The following is a 20,848-nucleotide window of genomic DNA, read 5'->3' on the forward strand; positions in this document are numbered from 1 at the left end:
TTATTGAGAAATTTGGACGATATCCTCATAGGAATTCAATTTTGGGTTGGGAGTCTACGCCAGAGGAATTAGAGTTTTAAAGCAGTAAAATTCTTCTTTCCGAAAGCCCAACTGTGACCAGGCCTTTGTTAGACTAAATCGTAATAAAGAGTCTCTTTATAATTATGCTATTGCCTGCTCATTTCAATTGCTTATTGATAATGCAGTGTACTCAAACGAGTAAACAATAATTAAATAGTGTTAGCGGTAAATTAATTGCTGCTCCTCAAAAAAATAAAGCTTAACAATAAATTTCCGAATCCAAACAATATCTAATGTCGCTTTTTTTTATTTTGTTGATAAGGTTTCTGATATCATAAGCAAGCAATATGTTAAAAACGACATGGATTTTACAATCAATCAATATTATGGTGCTATTTATGTTCTTTAAAACGACCCCTTTACTAAAAAAAACTGAAATACCGCCAAAGTATACAAACTCACTTCCCATAAAATGTGAGTGGACTGGTGAATTTTTATATCCTAAGATTATCCTGTTGATTATCTCCTATCTTGAAACTCAAGATATTTTAGTCCTTTCCAGTGTCAATCGTGGCTTTAGAAAATTGATACTTGATGGGGCTAGTGGCGAGTCTTTTAGTCAGTTAATGTCCAATCAACTTAATTTGGAAAACCTCATCAAAGCTGATCTGAAAAAAATAAACGAATGTGAACCTCTTTCAATTTTATGTGGTGTTTTCTGTGTGTTTTCAACAATATTTGGCTCAGTTTGCGCTCAGTATCAGCTATATCAAGCATTCGGTTTGGCAACTTGTATTCCGTTTACGTCTTCAGTTGCCGCCTGTACAAGCGTTAAATTTTTCGAAAACCGATATAAACAAAATCAACCAATAGCTCACGAAAACCGTCAAGAAATTTTATCCCTTTTAAAGAAGAAACGTATTATTGGTAGCAGAGAAGATGAGTCAAGAGAAGAAGAGGCTCAGCAACAGATGTTGATGAACCATTAACACCGGTATTTATGTCAGGTTAGAAATCAAACGCATGTAGAGGATCTATTCCGATTTCATTTTATCTCATCAACTTCTTCCCGCATAATCTTCAAGATATGATGTAATTGGAGATATCAGGAATTGCTTGAATGGTTTTTAATGGCCTGTTGGGAGCCCAATCCCGCGACACCCTAAGCCTCGGGATTACTCAACCGGGCTTAGAGCACCATTGAGTCTGCAATACCCTGAACATCATCCAGCCGGCGTAGCCTGGGAGTAGGCCCAAAGGGCCGTATCCCAGGTTTCCATTTTACTTCCATAGCTTAACAAACCAGTATAAAATTCTATTCAAAGGAAATCCAACTTCATAATCAATCATGGTTTATTTTCGCAGAGATTTTACGCCTGGCGGTACATATTTTTTTACTCTTGCTTTGAAAAATCGGAAATCAAACTTATTAACCAGCCATATTGACCTGTTGGGTGAGACTTTTCGAACAATAAAACAAAAACATCCTTTTAGTACTGAGGCTATAGTCGTGTTACCTGAACATCTGCATGCAGTGTGGAAACTGCCAGACAATGATTTTAATTACTCTTTACGTTGGCATCAGATCAAATCGTATTTTACAAAAAGTTTAATTAAAGAAGGCTTAAAAATAACAAAAGATCAACGAGGAGAGTATCAGCTTTGGCAACGTCGGTTTTGGGAGCATCGAATCCGTGATGAATCAGACTTACAAGCACATATCGATTACATCCACTTTAACCCTGTTAAACATGGATATGTACCCTCAGCTAAAGAATGGCCATATTCCAGTTTTCATCGTTATGTTCAAAATGGAGTATTGCAGGAAAATTGGGGATATGATGGAGCTCAAGGAGCTTTTGGAGAGTGAATGAATGTGGAATGAAAACCTGGGATACGGCCCTTTGGGCCTACTCCCAGGCTACGCCAGCTTTGGCTCTGGACAAACTAACCTTTCATCTATTATTCGAATAATACAGAACAGAAAAAAAACCTAAAAAGATGATATAATTATCAACATGTAATTAAATAAACCACGGAAGGGATAATGCCTTACCATTTTATTCAGTATTTTAATAATGCTGTAAAACATTATGCTGATAAGCCGGCATTATATTTTGACAAAGAAATATATAGTTATGAAATAATCAATAGATTGTCGAATAAAATTGCGTATTTAATATCACAATTTGACCTTCCTAAAGAAACCATTATTCCTTTAATGTTGGAAAGAACACCTCATATTATTATTGCCATGATAGGTATATTAAAATCAGGTTGTGCTTTTTTACCAATCAGCCCATCTTCTCCATGCTCACGCATAGAGTATATTTTGGAGGAAACAAAAGCGAAGCTATTGTTCTGCGACAAACATAATTCATCTATGGTACCTGATGGAATACATCAAATACAGCCTGATACAATCTATGCTCTTGATGAAAAGGACTTTTCTATTAATTATGAAGACCGTGATCTTGCTTACGTTATGTATACATCTGGTTCAACTGGAACACCTAAAGGTGTTTTAATAGAACATCAATCAATGATGAACTTATTTTCTTCATTAATTGAAACGCTCAATTTGTCCAGTAATGATTTGTTCCTTGCTTTGACAGATTACACATTTGATATTTCATTAATTGAATTATTAATGCCGTTAACACTTGGTTCCTCTATTGTTCTTACAGAACATGGAGTTGTTGCTGATGGAAAAAAAATAAAACGCTACTTAAGAGATTTTGATATCAGTTTAATGCAGGCAACACCATTAACTTGGGAAATCCTATTAAAAAATGGCTGGAAGAATAATGGATTAATGCGTGTTTTAGTAGGTGGCGAGCAGTTCAAAACCAATCTTGCTTTAAAGCTTCAATATGAAAAGGGCAATGTTTGGAATGTATATGGCCCAACTGAAACGAGCATGTGGTCGATGATGTACCATTTAGAATATCCCATTCTTACAGAATCAGTTCCTCTTGGAGAACCTGTTGCTAATACTTATCTAAAGCTCATTAATGATGATAATTCATCTAAAGCTGAATTATATATAGGTGGTAGGGGAGTCGCGCGCGGTTATTTAAATGCCGAAGTCCTTTCCAAGACTAAATTCATTTTAGATGAAAAAGAAAATATTCGATATTACGCAACAGGAGATTTGGTAGTACATACAGACAATAACATGCTCTGTTATGTGGGAAGAAAAGATAACCAATTAAAATTTGGTGGTATTCGAATTGAAGCAGGAGAAATAGAGGTCACGATTGAGCAAGAGGTTTTTGTCAAAAAAGCTGTTGTAAAAATTCATGAACACAATGATTATTATAAAACGTTGGCAGCTTATATAGAAATTGATGAAGCGCTCTTATTTTCACATGGTATGCATATTATCAGTGAAGACTCATCTGATTACATGGGAAAGATATATGACGAAGCATATATTCATGCTAAAGAATTCGAATCCAAGACAATAAATACCTGTGGTTGGCAGAATTCATTTACCGGTACTATTTTTCAATCTGAAGAATTATCTGAGTCCTATAACACCATTCGTCAATATATTCAAAAAGCCAATCTTGACCAAGTACTTGAAGTAGGTTGTGGTACCGGATTTCTACTATTAGATTATTTACCAAAAGCTCAACACGTGACCTTGGTTGAAATTTCACAAAAAGCAATAGATTATGTTCAGTCTATTATTCCTACGGTTCACTTGCACAAAATTACCTTTAAATTGGAATCCATAGTTAATATTCATGAGGTTAATCAATACAGTTGTATCGTTGTTAATTCGGTAATTCAATACTTACCTAGCATTAAATCACTCCTGGATACTCTAAAACAATTAGTGAAAGCAACCCAATCAGGTGGAACTATACTTATAGGTGATGTGCGTTCACTAGAATTACTAGACTTTTATCTCGCTATCAAACATGCTCGACATCATCCGGAAGATACAGAGATTTGTCCTTCCAATCTATTTTATAAATCACGCGACAGTGAAATTGTGCTCTCCCCCTTATTTTTTTATGCATTAAAACAGCAATTCAAAAGAATAAGTTGGGTAGACATCAACGTAAAACATGGACACTATTTGAATGAGTTGAATTATTTTCGTTATGACGTGGTGATTCACATTGATAAAGAGGTGACACAAGTCGATTGCCAAGTTATGACATTCAATGAACTGCAAAATGAAACAGTCCTTGAAAAGCTAATAAATCAGAATGCAAAACCGATAAAAATTCACAATATCCCTTATGACTATTTTTCCTCTCTCTGCGACAAATTGTCTATTAAAAATTACTATTTGGATAGCTTATTAAAATTGACCACCTCTACTTTGGAAGAGAAGAAGAGAAAAAATGCATTGCAATTAATACACGGCCAATTTGATAACTTTGAGTCATTCATTCAATATCAACCCAATGCGCCACAAAGCCATTTACAAATGCTCTTAGTACCTATTTTAGAATCGCAAGTTTTGATACGCCCATTTGAAAAAGAAAAGTTTGATACATTCCATGCCTATGGTAGAGAACCATTTAGTCCATGGTTACAAAAATTTTGTTTTGATCATATAAAGATGAATGTCAAAAAACATATTATGTCTTGGGTTAACCCGTCTATTTATATTTGGGTTGAACAGTGGCCACAAACTATTAATGGAAAATTGGATAGAAAAAAATTATTACTCCCTTCGACTTACCATCCAGAACAAGAGAATGGGTCAATTTTATCACAACTTAAACATATTTGGTTTAATATAACGGGTGATATTGCCTTGGTTGAAGAGGAGTTTTGGACTCATGGAGTTTCATCATTGTCTATGTATTATTTTTTAGCCACTATTAATGAAACTTTTCATCTTAATCTGACTTATCATCAGTTTCATCAATACAATACCATGGAGAAGGTGGCTGTTCATATTGAACACTTGCTTAAGACCTCTCTTGAAAATGAAACAGGGCAGGAGCAGCTTGAATGAGACATAAAGCGATGATTGCAAAAGGAGCTCATAGTATAAAAGATGGGTTGCTTTTCGAACACTCTCCTCAAGAGTCTGAAACAATAGTTTTTTTTCTCAACAAAAAACATTTGATTGAGCATATTATAACTAAAACAAGACAAGCTTATTTTTCAAAACTTCCCAAGTTGAACAAAAAATCTTTTACTGAATTAATTTCCTATTTAAATCTTGATAAACAAAATGTAATGGATTTGCTTGAACAAGCAGAATCCGCTTTGTTTGTAGAAGCAGAATTAAGTGATAATGAATGTAGTTACGAATATATACTGTCAATAGCTTATACATATCCAGTTTATACCGTGATATTGAAAGTCATCGATAGAAGCAATGAGGCGTTAAAATCTTATATAAACACCATAATTAATACACTTCCAGGTGCTATATATTGGAAAGATACAGAGGGTCGTTATCTGGGATGTAACCAATTTGTTGCCCATATGGCGGGTTTTGAAAGACCTGAACAAATACTTGGCAAAACGGATTTTGATCTATGCTGGAAGGAGTTTGCTTCAGATTGGCGTAATTTTGATTTAAAGGTTATGTATGAAAATCAAACATTTAAGAAAGAAGAAATTGCTAGATTAGCTGATGGACGCCTTATCACTGAAATTACTATAAAAAGCCCTTTGTACAATGAGCAAAATGAAATTGTTGGCATAATTGGTACCTCAATGGATATCACTGAACAAAAAACTTTAGAACAAGAATTAATTGTAGCAAGAAAAAAAGCGGAAGAGGCAAGTCAAGCCAAGACAGAATTTCTTGAAAATATGCGTCATGATATTCGAACTCCTTTAACAGGCATAATAGGATTTGCTGATATACTTCAAATGGAATCAGATAAACCCCAAATTAAAGAGTATGCTGATAACTTAGTTGCCTCAAGCCATGCCTTGCTTGGCTTTCTGGATGAGGTATTAGAAGCGATACGAGTGAGTTCGGGTGAAATTCCCAAGATGAAAAAAAAATTTAATATAAAAAAAACGTTGCAAGATCTCATTGAGCTAAATCGAGCTAAAGCAGCACAAAAGAAATTACAGTTAACCTTACAGTTTGATGAAACTATCCCAACTTTTTTAATTGGGGATAAGGTAAGAATTCATCGCATCGCATTGGAACTTATTGCCAATGCGCTGAACTTTACTGATTTGGGATATGTCACTCTTTCTGTACTACTTGCTAAATCAAGTGAAAGAGAAATTATTTTGAAACTGATCGTAGAAGATTCAGGAATAGGTATTCCTAAGGAAAAGCAACAAGATATCTATTTGCAATTTAAACGTCTTACTCCATCGTATCAAGGAATTTATAAAGGCGCGGGTCTTGGACTTTCCGTCGTCAAACAATTTATTGATGATCTTGGTGGGGAAATTTATGTAGAAAGTGAAATAAGAAAAGGAACTCGCTTTACTTGTATTATCCCTCTTCAGAAACCGCTAATTGATGATGATATAGGAATAGATGAAGAGTGGGAAAATACCATAGATAAGCCTTATGAAATAACTTTTGCTAAAGAAGTAAGACCGATGCAAATAGAGACTAATACACAAAAGCATCGTGTTCTGATTGTTGAAGATAATCTCATCGCCCAGACAGTAGCAAAATCAATTTTAACGAAATTGAACTGTGAAACAGAAATTGCTGAGACAGGGAAAAGCGCAGTTGAACTATGGAAAAAACAGCATTACGATTTAATTTTTATGGATATTGGCTTACCTGATCTAGATGGGTATGAGGTAACTCATCTCATTCGGGTTCAGGAAATAGTTAAAAAAACACATACCCCCATCATTGCTCTTACCGCTCATGCAGGAGATGATAATAAAAAGAGATGTATTGATGCAGGTATGAATGCCGTATTATCTAAGCCTTTATCAGTAATAAGCTGCACGGATATTTTAGATGCATTTATTCCGGGCAAACGTCAAGAATCGCAAAATTCGAAACAAAATAATACCCTATTCGACTTACCTGAACAAAAAGAATTGATGTTTGATCTGTCTCAGTTTCCTGTTTTAGATATTGAAGAAGGAATTAAAACAACTGGTAATGAATCTACTTTATGTGAAACGTTGATATTTATGATTAAAGAATCATTGCCAACTGATTTTGAACTAATGAAAGAAGCTCATGCTGCATTAGATTGGGATCAAACACAACGTCTAGCCCATAAAATAAAGGGAGGGGCAGTTTACGTAGGCACAATTAAAATGAAAATGGCATGTCAATATTTTGAACGTTATTGGAAATCTGGGCAATGTGATTTATTGGAGCCACTTTATCAACAAGTCGTGACTGCTATTAATGAAAGTATGCAAGAAATAAATATTTGGTTACAGGATCATTAACTCACATAATTTAATCAGAAACACAGCCAATAACTCAATAATTATTCGATCGATATGAACTTTATTGATTCTTTGATTTTCTATTGAATAATTTCCTATTTAGTTTAGAATCGCCGACCGCACGGAAAAATAAATAAGTCCATCTACTTTGTTATACTTAAGGATATATTATGGAAAAAATAATAAAATCAGGGATTCAATCTCTTTTATGTGGCATTACTCTACTTTTGTTAACTGCTTGTACATCCCTGGGGCGAGTTCCACTAGATACGAACCAACGCCCAACAATTCATCAATCTAAAGAAATATTATCTACCAATCAAAAAAATCTGGAATTGGAGCTAATGGAATCAACCAATCTTGCTGCGACTGGTGGAACTACAAATTTGGTTGTTGGAGGGGTATTGGGCAGTATGTATGCAGCTCATGAAAATAAGCAAGCGGAACAATTATTTAAACCTTTACGCCAGGATCTTTCTGATACTCATTTTGAGCAACTCATGAATCAACAAATCAGTCATCAGTTAAAATCAATCAAGTGGCTTCACCTCAACGAACACAATCTAATGCCAGAACTTACCAATGAACAAAAAATAAATATTGCTAATAATGCAACAACCGTTGGTGATGCGGTGATTTATGTTGATTTATCTTATAAATTATCTAATGGGTTAAATGCTCTTAAGGTTGTAGCTCATGTAGAAATTTATAGAAAAGAATTACCCAAAGCTGTATTGATTTATAAAAATGAGTTTCAATATATGGATAAGCTGGATACTTTAAAATCACGACAAGATAATGTAGATATCTGGTCAGAGAATAATGCGGCACGAATGCGGCAGACAATGAACACAGCAGCTTTAATGTTATCAAAAGAAATAGCAGCAGACATTCAAGATCCAGTGCAACATCACAAATCAAAACGTCCAACTAATGTATGGTATACAAATGTTTTTCTTAAAGGGGGCGGTGGGTCTGCTTATCTTAAAGAAATAAAAGGCAATAAAAATGTTATTCGTCTTAAATATGGAGAAATAGTGATTCTTAACGACTCTTTAGTGGAAAGAAAATACAACTGGCGTGAATGATTTTTATTATTAATAGTTACAGAAGAACCCCTGCTTCTGTAACTAATTACGCATAAGAGTCTACCATGCCCAATTTGCTGATCGTCTAAAAAATACAATTTAACAATAAATTTCCAAATCCAAACAATATCTAATATCGCTATTTTTTATTTTGTTGATAAGGTTTCTGATATTATAAGCAGCATTTCTTTCTATTGCATTGGCTAGTAAAGAATCTATGGTTCTCGTCTTCAAACACAACTTTTCAGCAATTTTCTTTCTTGAATACCCATGATTTAATAAATAGATGGCTTCATATTCCCTATTTGTTAAATATTCATTTTTCTGTGCTAAATTAAAATAGTATCTGTTGGCTTTTGTAAGAGCTTGAGGTGGGGTGGTTTCATCTGTTACATCCACTGTGACACCTGGAATTTTAATGGCTTCTTTTTCTGCTTTTTGTATTAATTTTTCAGCCTTGTCGTAATAGAAAAAAATAAAATGCTCTAATGTTGGAATTAATTTAATATAATCACTTTTTTGCAGATTTGATTTCTCATTTGTACCAAAAACAAAAGCTTCATATATTCCTTTCTTAATGCTCACTAACTGAAAAAGATTCCTAATATCATAATTAGTTCTGGAAACAGTCAATTTATCACCTGCAACCTTACGCATTACTGGATCTTTAATAGTTTCAACTATATCCTCGGAAAACATATGCCGTTGTTGGTTTAGTTTGCCAAAATCAAAATCCAAAGCGCCAGCAATTTCATTTTCGAGTATGGATCGAGCTCGCTCATCGTTTGTAGAAAGCCACGCAATTGTTCCATTTTCATAAATTCGGACATGTTCAAAATAAGAAAGCCCGGACTCTAAAAGTGGCTTCGCTATTTCACAAATGTGTTCTCCACAAGAAACTGAGATATGATTTTTAGGGATTGCTATAGTCATTTCAAACATAGTGCTATAAAATTCTCCATAGCAGCAATATATTATATTTATCACCTTTTCACTAGTATAAAAAATGACATTCATTATCGCTATAATTGGTTTAGGGCAAATGGGAGCTTCGTATGCGAAATACGCCTCCTGCTTTGCAGATAAAGTTATTTGCTATGACAACGATACTCATCAAAGCCTTACCTTTAAAAAAAGGGTATTGAATGACAATAATCCTTTTGATATCAGTAACAATATATCAATAGATATCGATAAAATTGAACTTGTTGATGCACTGGATGCAGTCTGGCTACACAATCCTATCCTTACAATTGTAACTACTCACAAAGACTCACATTGTTATTATTCCAGTTTGGCGATGCGTAACAACAGTCATGTTTTAACGGAAAAACCGTTGTGCATCAATTTAGAAGAAGCAGAACATCTTAAGCAAGTTTCTTTTATGACCAGAAAAAAATTGTTTGTTGGTTTTTCGTTGCATGGGACTCCCGCATTTTTAAAGTTAAAAGAACTGGTGAATAGTACAAATCGTAACTTAATTAAAAAATACCGGGTTTATAGAATTGGAGCGGTTCCAGAGGATTACATGGACCGAGTTTCTGCGCGATTCGATTTATTGTCACATGATACGGACTTTTGTTTACAGCTTTTTAGCAAGCCCAAGCATACATTGGTTGATGAAACTAGTGCCCGAAAATGCAGTAAATTATGGAATTATTCTGAGTTTGAAATAGAGATGGAAGGCTTTATGCCTGTAACTCACCCAAATGGGTTTGAATATGGATTTGAATTAATTTATGTTGATGAAACAAAAGTAATTTTTTCAAGCAATGAAATAAATCAGTTAATCAAAAAAGATTCTAATGACGAAGTTATCGAGCTTATTTCTGTCACATCGTGCTCTCCATGCCAAAAGATTTTAGAGAAAGCTATACATTCAATAAATAATGATGATTATGACCAATATCTTCTTAATGAGTTATCCATCATTAATGGCATTAATTGTATGAAGATGTTAATAAATGATCACAGGTCTGGATATGATGATTAACATCATTTCAATACTAGTATTTTTAGTCTCTACGATATTTATTCTGCAAGGGAAAAAAGCCAAGAGTCAATCAGAGTATGTAACCGCAGGAAAAAACACCAATTTATTTTATTTAATTTCTACTCTTGTTATGACAGAAATAAACCCTATGGCCCTCATAGTAATGGCCTCGTTGGGATATCAAGCTGGATATAGAGCGTTTTGGATGGCAGCTATAGCATTTCTCAGTCCATTTTTTGCAACAGTTACAACATGTAAAAAATGGAAGGATGTTGATGTTTCCTGTGTGTCCACATTATTTGATAGACATTTAGGATACGCAGTCGGGAACGTTGTGCGGATTATTTTGATAGTGTCTTTACTCATTTTAACTGCAACTTATCTAAAAGGAACGATGATTTATTTTAATAGTATTTATCCGCAATTATCATCGACTGTGTTTGTTATTTTGATTTTGATTTTTTGTGTTGTTTCAGTGATTAGAAATGGATTAATAGGTATTATTCGCATGGATGTCGTAGGATTTATACTCATGACAATACTTATTTTAGCGTGTTTAATTGCCTGCTCATTGAGTATATTTTCTTCTCAAGATTTCGGTTCAATAGAGAGAACTCTAACGCAACAATCAACTGTATTACCCGCCAATTACTTGATCGCATTATTCTTTTTACAATCCATTATGTACAGTATTGCTCCGTGGTGGGGACAAAAAATTTTCTCAGCAAAGGATACCAATACAGCTTATAAAGCTTCCGTTTTTTCTTCCGTCTTAATATTCACTTTTTATTCTGCCGTAGTTGCTTTTGGTATTTTTTTAAAACAACATGGAGTAGCTTTAACTGATCCAGACACAGCTTTTCCCCTAACCATACTTACCTTCATACCATCTAACTATATTGTATTTTATGATATTTTATTTTTTTACATTGCTACCACTACCATCTGCGGAGTATGGAGTTCAATTTTAGGTATGATTAGTCTTGGTTTTTTACAAAAAACAGATCATTCTTCTCCAACCATCAACTATTTCATTTGGGTATTGATAGGATTAATCAGTTGTAATATCGCTTTAAATAATATTGAGAGTGTCCTACATGCAGCAGTATTGGCAGTGATGCAGATAGCAAGTATTTATTTTTCGGTTATTGCAATTTTTTACTTTAAAAGGATTTCAAGATTAGGTTCCTTAGTAAGTATTTTTCTCGGTATATTTTTGGGATATTTCTTTTTATATTATCTAGGTGAAGAAGGGAATTATATTTGGTATTGGGCTATCGTTGCCCTTCCTGCAATGTTTATTTCAGGGTATTTTTTCTCCAATTTCTCCAATGCATTTAAAAAAAATTGATAATATTCTGCATGTCAATAGTAATTTACTACCACTGTAATTCTTTTAAATAGCATGTACTATTACCACACATAAATTTTATTTGTAAATGAATTGCTTCCAACCTTGATTTCACGATGTATTGTGAAAAAGCAATCAGGAAAAAATCAAGTTTCTTACTGGAAATTAAATACAGATAAAATCAAGTTCAACCTAATGGATTTATAAAAGGAAAGAAAGCTCCATATTATTGGGGGTATTTAGAGTTTTTAGGATTATTCACTATATATACCGATAGCCGGCGTAGCCTGGGAGTAGGCCCAAAGGGCCGTATTCCAGGTTTTCATTTTACTTCCATGACTCAATAAACCTCTATAAAATTCCATGCGTAGGAAATCCAACTTCTAAAACAACTATGGTTTATTTTCGCAGAAATTTTACGCCTGTCGGTACATATTTTTTTACACTTGCTTTGAGAAATCGAAAATCACAATTATTAACGAACCACATTGACTTGTTAGGTGAGCTATTTCGGACAAAAAACAAAAATATCCTTTTAGTACGGAGGCTATAGTCGTATTGCCCGATCATGTGCATGCAGTTTGGAAACTGCCAAACAATGATTTTAATTACTCTTTACGCTGGCATCAGATCAAATCCAATTTTACAAAAAGATTAATAAAGGAGGGTGTAAAAATAGCAAAAGATCAACGAGGAGAGTATCAGCTTTGGCAACGTCGGTTTTGGGAGCATAGAATACGAGATGAATCAGACTTACAAGCACATATCGCATATATCCACTTTAACCCCGTTAAACATGGTTATGTAATCTCAGCTAAAGAATGGCCGTATTCCAGTTTCCATCGTTATGTTCAGAGTGGACTAGTGCAGGAAAATTGGGGATATGATGGAGTTCAAGGAGCGTTTGGAGGGTGAATGAATGTGGAATGAAAACCTGGGATACGGCCCTTTGGGCCTACTCCCAGGCTACGCCTGCTGGCTAATTAACAGAGCGTATAAACGGGGTCACCAATAGCGTTATCAGGGAAGCGATTCTCTATGATTGATTGTTAAAAATCAATAAGATAAAGAAAGATATGGATAAATAATGGGGGGTGGCTCAAGAGATTGAGTTGTGCGAAAGGCGTCTGATGCTTTTGCCTGATTAGTAGTTGCCGCTGAAAGTAAATGGATAATAGCGCAGGCTGGCAAAAACCATATGATCATGGGTTTGATAACCAATGTATTGGGGGTTAAGTAAATTCTCCTGACCTCCATTACCTGAAAAGATTTTTCGCACAGTATAGGAATATTGAAGGCCAGCACGTACATCACCGTAATCCCCTTGATACACCTTATTCCATAATCCGGTTGTCACTTGCCATAAGGTCTGATTGTTTCCCCCACAAATACCGTATTCAATGTTGCATCCAGTATTGTTTGCGTTAGGAACACCATACCCAAAGTAATTGTCATTAACTCTGAAATAAGTGCGATCTTCTTGTTCTTTACCACCATAGACATAGACGTCAAATTTTGAAGTGGCATGCAATGTTGCACCTGCCATGAATATAACTTCAGGTATCGCGATTAATGAACCATTGGAATTTAACGTCGCATCAGGAAGAAAACCGGAGGAATAACTTCCTACGCCGCGGCCTGCCAGGAAATTTCCATGAAGATCAAGGTATTTCGTAATTAATTCGATCAATCCGCCACCACCAAAACCGTACGCACTTGTATTATGATTTTCATTAAAGTCAGGCACGCTTCGAACGCGATTATACAAATTACGGTGCAAACCGAAACCTTCAATGTGAACTCTATGGTTATTAATAGTGTCTTCATAAGCCAGCTTTCCAATCACATCAGGAGTGTTGTTCAAAGAAAAAAACACAATATTGGGAAGAGTTTGAATTCCGGGGCTAGAACAAATCTGGCTTATAACCCCATTGCCCAAATTGGTTCCGCAGGGTGTGCCACCAAAGGTCGTTTGAGCGTTTTCTATTGAGATCGCTGCTGTGAACAGCTCGCCCAGATTCTTTACCAGACGCAATTGGGGTTGGCGTTTCCAAACATAACCAATGACAAATTGGGTATCAATGGTTAGCGGAAGAAACTCATTGCGAGGCGTTATTCCTTTTAGATTAGTTGTTGCAAGTGAGAAGGTTTGACCAGCTAGGACATGAACTCCCCAATTATTCCAGTCGGTATTAAAATAAGCATGCCTTAATCTCAGATCGAAGGAATTACTTTCAGTGGAATTTGCTGAACCGTTGCCAAAAAAATCGACCTCTATATATCCGGCTACTAAAGTTTCGGGATTGATTACTCCCTCAAACAGGCTGGACAAACGTGATGTACGTGCAGAGAGTCTGGTTTCACGCATATAATGCAAGGGGTTATTGCCAAGTGGGATTCCGCCGAAGAAGGATCCCACATCAGATTGTTGATAAAGTGAGCGAGTAAAACCTTGGCCAGCCAAAAATCCGCCAGGTGAGATCGTCAGTCCTTTTAGATAAATTTTTTTATCTTTTGTAGTGAATGGTTTCTTAAGAGAAACTGAGGATACTGGATGTGCTTCGGGTTTTTGTACTACGGGCTGTTTGACATGCAGTTTGCCCGATGTGATAGAAGGAGTGGACTTAATAGTGTGAGTAGCGCTATTTTTTTTTGATCTATGGGATGAATTGGTCGATATTTTTTGTTGTGCAATAAGCAATTTTTCCAGTACACGAATCCTATCTTCCAGTGCTTGAATCCGTTTTTGTTGCTCATTAGAAGAAGATGTTGTCGTTGCATGTGCTGGGGCAGAGACGTTTATGGTCAGTAGAGTTGCAAGAATGGAAGATGATGCAAGGGTGCAAATAGGGCGGAGTTTTTCTTCAGAGAGCAGTAACTTCATAAAACATGTCCTTCAACACTATTCTGGTTTATCAGGGTATGTTGACAGTGCATGGGTTCAATTCGCCACTCTTAATGCTCAAATTGTACGTATTGACCGTCAAATCAGTGTAATGCATTGGAATCCGAGGTCAAGTCATGCATCCAATTGGTTAGCATGCAATGGTTCATAGCCGGCGTAGCCTGGGAGTAGGCCCAAAGGGCCGAATCCCAGGTTTTCATTTTACTTCCATAGCGCATCAAACCCCTATAAAATTTCATTCACAGGAAATCCAACTTCATAAACAACTATGGTCTATTTTCGCAGAGATTTTACGCCTGGGGTACTTATTTTTTTACTCTTGCTTTGAGAAATAGGAAATCACAATTATTAACCAGTCATATTGACCTGCTGGGTGAGACATTTCGAACAATAAAACAAAAATATCCTTTTAGCACCGAGGCTATAGTGGTATTGCCTGATCATGTGCATGCGGTGTGGAAACTGCCAGACAATGATTTTAATTACTCTTTACGCTGGCATCAGATCAAATCCAATTTTACAAAAAGTTTAATTGAGGAGGGTGTAAAAATAGCAAAAGATCAACGAGGAGAGTATCCGCTTTGGCAATGTCGGTTTTGGGAGCATCGAATCCGAGATGAATCAGACTTACAAGCACATATCGATTACATCCACTTTAACCCTGTTAAACATGGTTATGTACCCTCACCTAAAGAATGGCCATATTCCAGTTTCCATCGTTATGTTCAGAATGGAGTATTGCAAGAAAATTGGGGTTATGATGGAGTTCAAGGAGCGTTTGGAGGTTGAATGAATGTGGAATGAAAACCTGGGATACGGCCCTTTGGGCCTACTCCCAGGCTACACCTGCTGATTCAGCTCGGTTTAAAGAGGATTATAAATATGAATCAATAAAAGGATCTGTATATGGTTACATTGCAGAAAAAGAACATTCGGTCATTTTAAATGATTATGGAACAGGCTCCATTTATTGTTCATATGAATCATCTTAAGAGCAAATGAAAATAAAGTAACTGCTAAAATAAATAACAATCTCTGGATGCCTGATTAATCAATTGAATCCTTTGTTTCAATGTTTCATCAAGTATCTGATGAAGCTTTAGAAAAGACTGAACAACTCATGAGCGTTTTTGATACAATCCATCATAAATACGGCCGACACACGATTAGCCTGGCGGCTGAAGGATATTCAAAGCCCTGGTCAATGCGAGCAGAGCTGAAATATCCGGCTTATACAACTCGATGGTCTGACACTCCTCGCGTTAGCCTTTATCAATTTTAAAAGAGACTTTATGCAGTATTCCTTTCAATGGGCACTGGTTGATATTGAAACCACTGGACTTCATGTAACCACGGATGGAATTACAGAAATTGCCGTGATGGTTATTACAGAGCTTGGTATTAGGCGCACCTGGCATCGCTTGATCAAGCCTAAACGCTCCATACCCGATGCCATTAAAGCATTAACCGGTATTTCCAATGAGCTGGTTCAAGATGCCCCATCGTTTGAAGACATTGCACTTGAATTGTTAGACGTTTTACACGAGTGTGTATTTGTTGCGCATAATGCGCGATTTGATTTTGGGTTTATCAAAAACGCCTTCAAGCGATGTGGGATAACTTATCAAGCCCCAGTATTATGTACTATTAAATTATTAAAACAGCTTTATTCTAACCAACGCCATTACAATTTAGAGTTTATTACTCAATCGCTAAACGTTTCATTAGAACACCATCACCGTGCTCAAGGGGATGTTAAGGCCTTGCATGAAGTGATTCAAAAAATGGTGGAGCTGCACACCTGGCCAAAAGTCCTGTTCGCGGCTAAAGCACTCTATCAAAAATCGAGCATTCCCTCGAAATTAACGACAGACGTTTCCCTGCTACCAGATACTCCTGGTGTTTATATATTTTATGGCGATAAGAATTCATTGCCTTTATACATTGGTAAAAGTATTACCTTGCGCCAACGGGTACTGTCTCATTTTTCAGGGGATTATGCTCACCCTAAAGAGTTTACTTTAAGCCAACAAGTAGTGCGAATTGAAGTTATTCCAACAGCAGGGGAGTTGAGTGCCTTATTGCTTGAGTCCAAGATGATTAAAGAGCATATGCCTGTTTATAATCGAAGGTTGCGGCGCAAAACGACCATTGCAGGATTTAAGCTAAGAGAGCACCAAGGCTATTTAACTCTTTCTATCGTGCGTGAGCAAGTTGAAGAGGAGCATGAATTAAAACAGCATGGAATTTATGGTGCTTTTCGAAGTGTGGCTGCTGCAAAACGCACCTTGCTTCAATTGGTAAAAAATCATGATTTGTGTCAAAAATTATGTGGGGTAGAACAGGGGAGTGGCTCGTGCTTTTCTTATCAGTTGAAACGATGCCATGGGGCATGCATTAAAGAAGAACCTTATAACGCATACAACAAGCGGCTATTAGAGGCGTTAGAAGAATATCAAGAGGTGGTATGGCCTTTTAAGGGTGCGATTGCAGTAAAAGAGCACTGTCCAGTGAATAAAATAACGCAATTTACCGTAGTGCATCAGTGGCGACATGTTGGCACGGTGGACAGTGAGCATTTGTTAACCCAATGGCGCACACTGCCAGATGCGGCATCTGAGTCCAGCCATACCTATGATAATTATAAAATAGTATTGTCGTATTTAAAGCATCATCGTGACAAAGCCCAAATCATTGAGTTGGGGTAATGCAAGTAAAAATCAAAAGAAGTAAATGGGTGGATAATTTTTGACCAAGTAATTATCATAAAATGACCGTTTTTTGAGACTGATGAGATAAATTATTTGAGACCCTATGGAGACTAGCTTTTTACTTATTAAAAACTTATCGAATCAAAGTGTTTAAACTCATTACTCCTTAATGATAGAAAGATACACATTCGAAAAAATAGCTTAAATTAGGAGAGATTAATGTTAAGTAGCAACTCCTCATTGCAGAGGAGTTGTATTCAACATGATTTCGAAACCAAAGTTTTATCAATATTTGGCATCGTAATCATAAAAATATCGTATATTTTTTATCCCATATTTTTTTTACCATAGGTGACTCTTGGGTAACTAATGATAAAAAATAGTAAAGATGGTATTCAAATTTTAAACAATATGTTTAAATGCGAAAAATAATATAATGTATACTATTTGAAATAAATATGAAAACAATTCAAAGTTGGTTAACGTCGACTGAACAGGTCCCTTTTATAATTGCCTCGACTGATGAGACCATTTTCTATGATATATCATCACGAACGGTAGGTGAAATGTCTACCCAAGTAAATCGAATAGAAGCTCTGCGCCCTTTTCCTGAAGATTTTCAATCGCTTGATGTGAATTTATCAAGTGATGAGATAAGCCTTTGTACAACCATTATTGTTAAGGGTATAAATAAAGACATGTTTTATCTTCTTCATGTTTCTCCTCGTAGTATTGTGGGTCGAGAAGAAATGAGAGGGCGATCAATATTCGCAGACGCCTATTCATATAAAGATCAGGCATTTAACGATCTAAGTAGAACCTATGCTAACTCAAGTGAATTCCCACGATTATGCCTTGAACCACAAGATACAGTAGATATTATTGTAATAGGTAAAGAAGTTACTAACTTGATGAGGGAAAGAATTAAACATAAAATAGGCTGCGAGGTAGCTAATATTCAAAGCCTACCACTACCTGAAGATCTGCATATTTATGATGAGGGTATTGAAAAAAAGGCATTTCTTGTAGATAAAAAGGGAAATTTTTCTAATGGCAAAATTTCTAATCCAAGAATCACCTATGAAGTAAGTTATTCCGTCGCAACTGACAGCATTTTTCTAGTAGGGAAGAATCAACAAGGAAATGACATTGGCTATCAATGTCAACGTGCTTTTGATTTATTAGCGACAAATCAACCCCTCGCATTGGAGCACAAAGATCTTGCTGGTGAGCAGAGAGTTAAGGCTAAATTGCATGCAGAACGAAACATATCGCTTTCATTATTATATACAACTGCTGTTGTGAATTTTATGAAATATATGGAAGAAACCAGTGCTGAACAAACAAGTTCTATGACGCCGTAAAATGTGTATCCGATTTGAAATGTTATCTCTTAAACGGTTGTATATCTGATTGAATGAGCCAAACTGACTTTTTCAATAGCTCGGAGCATCTGATTTTGCTGTGCTATTTTTATAATTTTTTCTATTTTATTAATAAGTATTATGACATAAAAATGGCTAGATTTCTGTAGTTGGATATTTGGACAATTATGAATTGTATTTTGATGAGTGTTTACGCAGAGGTAACGACAAATTCTGCTCAGAAGGCCCTACTGCATTACTTAATATCGTCAATATACCCACTCATACTGATAGTGATTATGTGGTTCCATTAAAACATTTTCTAATAGAAGCTGGTTATCAATATCAATATCAATATCAATATCAATATCAAGAGCTTGAGCCTCACGAATCACCAATTTTATTTATTTTAATGAAGTGTGATATTTATTTGCGATAGATAACGTACCTTATCTGCCACAAAGAGAATGTTCTTGACAAAATGGACTTTTGTTTATCGTCTAAGTGGAGTAATAAAAGTCGAATGTTTGAGATGGATAAGATTTGTATATTGTTTTTGGGATGCTTATTCGTTCAGGGAGTAATTACCATAGATACGCTCCTTATAGATTTTGATGTAGTCTATTGTGATATTCAAATTTATTTGTTGAGATTAAAGTTTATATGAGAATTATTAATCCAAATCCTTTACAAAATGGAGATGTAATAGGTATCGTTTCTCCTTCTAGTCCTCTAAAATCAAAATCAATTGATAAAGGCATCAATTATCTGCGAGATATGGGATTTAAAATAAAGTTTGGAGCTCATTTTAAAGAAGAAAATAGATTCTTAGCTGGAAGCGATGAAAATCGTGCAAAAGACATAATGGATTTTTTTAAAGATCCGGAAGTTAAAGCTATTATTGTAAGTAGAGGAGGGCAGGGCTCACAACGGATTTTACCCTTACTTGATTATCACATTATTGCTAATAACCCCAAAATTCTTGTGGGATTCAGCGATACTACAGCATTACAATTAGGAATTTTTACAAAAACGGGCTTAATTTCATACACTGGTTATACTCTAACAATTCCTTATAATCCCTTACTCCAAAAAACACTTTTATCCTGTTTATTTAATGAACCGTATTCTGTTCAAGGTGGAGATATGGTGCATACAGGTGTAACCACAGGTGAATTAGTAGGAGGAAATTTATCTCTTGTTACCTCCTTAATTGGGACACCATATCAGCCTGATTTTAAGAACAAAATTTTATTATTAGAAGACGTATCAACGGAACCATTTAATGTGGACAGAATGATTTCTCATTTAGATTTGGCAGGAATATTCGCTCAGGTTTCAGGGATAGTATTTGGTCAATTTGAAAATTGTATTTCGAAAGACGATATAGAGGGTACCATTGATGAGGTAATAAACGACTGGGCATCTCATTTTAAAGTTCCTTGTATTAAAAATTTTCCTTACAGTCATGGTGTAAATAACTGTGTTTTACCTGTTGGGGGTTTTGTGACCCTAGATGTCCCCACTCGCTCTTTAAATATAAATAAAAGAGGTTCAATTTAGTTCATCAAAAACTATCTAATTAATAGAAGTATCAAGTTCATAACACGATGGTTTATAGCTTTATCCTCCGTTACTATAATTTTAATTTTTGCAACTATGCTAATTTGTAATATAAGTCCACTAAATGATTAATTGGATTTGGCTATCTAAAATGATAAAAATTTTTCATTTTATTGGAAATAATCAATAATAATTTGCATTACGAAAGTTCGGATAGTAACTACAGACAAAGGTACCTGTACCTCAACAAATTGAATAGCAACGTCCTCTAAAGAATGGCCGTATTTCAGTTTCCATCGTTATGTTCAGAGTGGACTAGTGCAGGAAAATTGGGGATATGATGGAGATCAAGGAGCGTTTGGAGAGTGAATGAATGTGGAATGAAAACCTGGGATACCGCCCTTTGGGCCTACTCCCAGGCTTGTATCTTTAAATTGTAAGCAAGAAAGCTTAATCTCAAGGGCACTTGGGATGGGAG

The 20,848-nt window shown here is 35.6% G+C and carries 17 protein-coding genes and 1 pseudogene; 16 read left to right on the forward strand and 2 right to left on the reverse strand.

Translation table 11 applies throughout. The features are described from left to right. Window positions 1-2 precede the first annotated feature (2 nt). From Lqua_RS19010 to Lqua_RS04365, 6 genes are all read left to right on the forward strand, one after another. Entirely contained in the window at window positions 3-80 is a 78-nt protein-coding gene (locus tag Lqua_RS19010) for a DUF924 family protein (protein ID WP_420798052.1), read from the forward strand. A 288-nt stretch (window positions 81-368) separates the two neighbouring features. After that, the gene (locus Lqua_RS04345; RefSeq protein ID WP_083501251.1) at window positions 369-1,010 is read left to right on the forward strand and encodes an F-box protein; all 642 of its coding nucleotides are present in this window, start codon (window positions 369-371) and stop codon (window positions 1,008-1,010) included. A 359-nt stretch (window positions 1,011-1,369) separates the two neighbouring features. Then, window positions 1,370-1,891, forward strand: a complete 522-nt coding sequence (locus tag Lqua_RS04350) for an REP-associated tyrosine transposase (RefSeq protein ID WP_058473045.1) — start codon at window positions 1,370-1,372, stop codon at window positions 1,889-1,891. Between the two features lie 177 nt (window positions 1,892-2,068). Beyond that, window positions 2,069-5,005 carry an amino acid adenylation domain-containing protein gene (locus Lqua_RS04355; protein ID WP_058473046.1) on the forward strand — a complete coding sequence of 979 codons (2,937 nt, stop codon included), beginning with the start codon at window positions 2,069-2,071 and terminating at the stop codon, window positions 5,003-5,005. After that, complete coding sequence (locus Lqua_RS04360; protein ID WP_238585527.1) at window positions 5,002-7,395, forward strand: response regulator; 2,394 nt, start codon at window positions 5,002-5,004, stop codon at window positions 7,393-7,395. Before Lqua_RS04355 ends, Lqua_RS04360 begins: the two co-directional genes overlap by 4 nt. Before the next feature lie 170 nt (window positions 7,396-7,565). Continuing rightward, window positions 7,566-8,483, forward strand: a complete 918-nt coding sequence (locus tag Lqua_RS04365; RefSeq protein WP_058473047.1) for a hypothetical protein — start codon at window positions 7,566-7,568, stop codon at window positions 8,481-8,483. A 99-nt stretch (window positions 8,484-8,582) separates the two neighbouring features. Here Lqua_RS04365 and Lqua_RS04370 read toward each other — a convergent pair whose 3' ends face one another. Then, window positions 8,583-9,425: a helix-turn-helix transcriptional regulator gene (locus Lqua_RS04370; RefSeq protein ID WP_058473048.1), complete on the reverse strand. Its 843-nt coding sequence runs from the start codon at window positions 9,423-9,425 to the stop codon at window positions 8,583-8,585. Window positions 9,426-9,489: 64 nt separating this feature from the next. Between Lqua_RS04370 and Lqua_RS04375 the strand changes: the two genes are divergently transcribed. The 3 genes from Lqua_RS04375 to Lqua_RS04385 all read left to right on the forward strand — a co-directional run bounded on the left by Lqua_RS04375 (window position 9,490) and on the right by Lqua_RS04385 (window position 12,742). Next, window positions 9,490-10,476, forward strand: coding sequence for a Gfo/Idh/MocA family protein (locus Lqua_RS04375; RefSeq protein WP_058473049.1), 987 nt, complete (start codon window positions 9,490-9,492; stop codon window positions 10,474-10,476). Further along, complete coding sequence (locus Lqua_RS04380) at window positions 10,466-11,827, forward strand: SLC5/6 family protein (RefSeq protein WP_133141118.1); 1,362 nt, start codon at window positions 10,466-10,468, stop codon at window positions 11,825-11,827. Before Lqua_RS04375 ends, Lqua_RS04380 begins: the two co-directional genes overlap by 11 nt. 558 nt (window positions 11,828-12,385) lie before the next feature. Then, the gene (locus Lqua_RS04385; RefSeq protein WP_238585528.1) at window positions 12,386-12,742 is read left to right on the forward strand and encodes an REP-associated tyrosine transposase; all 357 of its coding nucleotides are present in this window, start codon (window positions 12,386-12,388) and stop codon (window positions 12,740-12,742) included. A gap of 229 nt (window positions 12,743-12,971) precedes the next feature. Here Lqua_RS04385 and Lqua_RS04390 read toward each other — a convergent pair whose 3' ends face one another. After that, window positions 12,972-14,711, reverse strand: coding sequence for a hypothetical protein (locus tag Lqua_RS04390; protein ID WP_058473051.1), 1,740 nt, complete (start codon window positions 14,709-14,711; stop codon window positions 12,972-12,974). Between the two features lie 345 nt (window positions 14,712-15,056). Here Lqua_RS04390 and Lqua_RS04395 point away from each other — a divergent pair, with 345 nt between their 5' ends. The 7 genes and pseudogenes from Lqua_RS04395 to Lqua_RS04425 all read left to right on the forward strand — a co-directional run bounded on the left by Lqua_RS04395 (window position 15,057) and on the right by Lqua_RS04425 (window position 20,370). Beyond that, window positions 15,057-15,521, forward strand: a complete 465-nt coding sequence (locus Lqua_RS04395; protein WP_238585529.1) for an REP-associated tyrosine transposase — start codon at window positions 15,057-15,059, stop codon at window positions 15,519-15,521. After that, window positions 15,518-15,724, forward strand: a complete 207-nt coding sequence (locus Lqua_RS04400; RefSeq protein ID WP_058473053.1) for a hypothetical protein — start codon at window positions 15,518-15,520, stop codon at window positions 15,722-15,724. Before Lqua_RS04395 ends, Lqua_RS04400 begins: the two co-directional genes overlap by 4 nt. Before the next feature lie 74 nt (window positions 15,725-15,798). Continuing rightward, window positions 15,799-16,014: pseudogene (locus Lqua_RS04405) on the forward strand (DUF4113 domain-containing protein); the annotation flags it as partial. Window positions 16,015-16,024: 10 nt separating this feature from the next. Further along, window positions 16,025-17,440: a 3'-5' exonuclease family protein gene (locus tag Lqua_RS04410; RefSeq protein WP_058473055.1), complete on the forward strand. Its 1,416-nt coding sequence runs from the start codon at window positions 16,025-16,027 to the stop codon at window positions 17,438-17,440. Between the two features lie 461 nt (window positions 17,441-17,901). After that, window positions 17,902-18,807, forward strand: coding sequence for a hypothetical protein (locus tag Lqua_RS04415; protein WP_058473056.1), 906 nt, complete (start codon window positions 17,902-17,904; stop codon window positions 18,805-18,807). Between the two features lie 178 nt (window positions 18,808-18,985). Further along, on the forward strand, window positions 18,986-19,246 hold the full coding sequence (locus Lqua_RS04420; protein WP_058473057.1) for a hypothetical protein: 261 nt from the start codon (window positions 18,986-18,988) through the stop codon (window positions 19,244-19,246). Window positions 19,247-19,470: 224 nt separating this feature from the next. Next, entirely contained in the window at window positions 19,471-20,370 is a 900-nt protein-coding gene (locus Lqua_RS04425; protein WP_058473058.1) for a S66 peptidase family protein, read from the forward strand. Window positions 20,371-20,848 lie beyond the last annotated feature (478 nt).

The sequence above is a fragment of the Legionella quateirensis genome, from assembly GCF_001467955.1.
GTDB lineage: Bacteria > Pseudomonadota > Gammaproteobacteria > Legionellales > Legionellaceae > Legionella > Legionella quateirensis.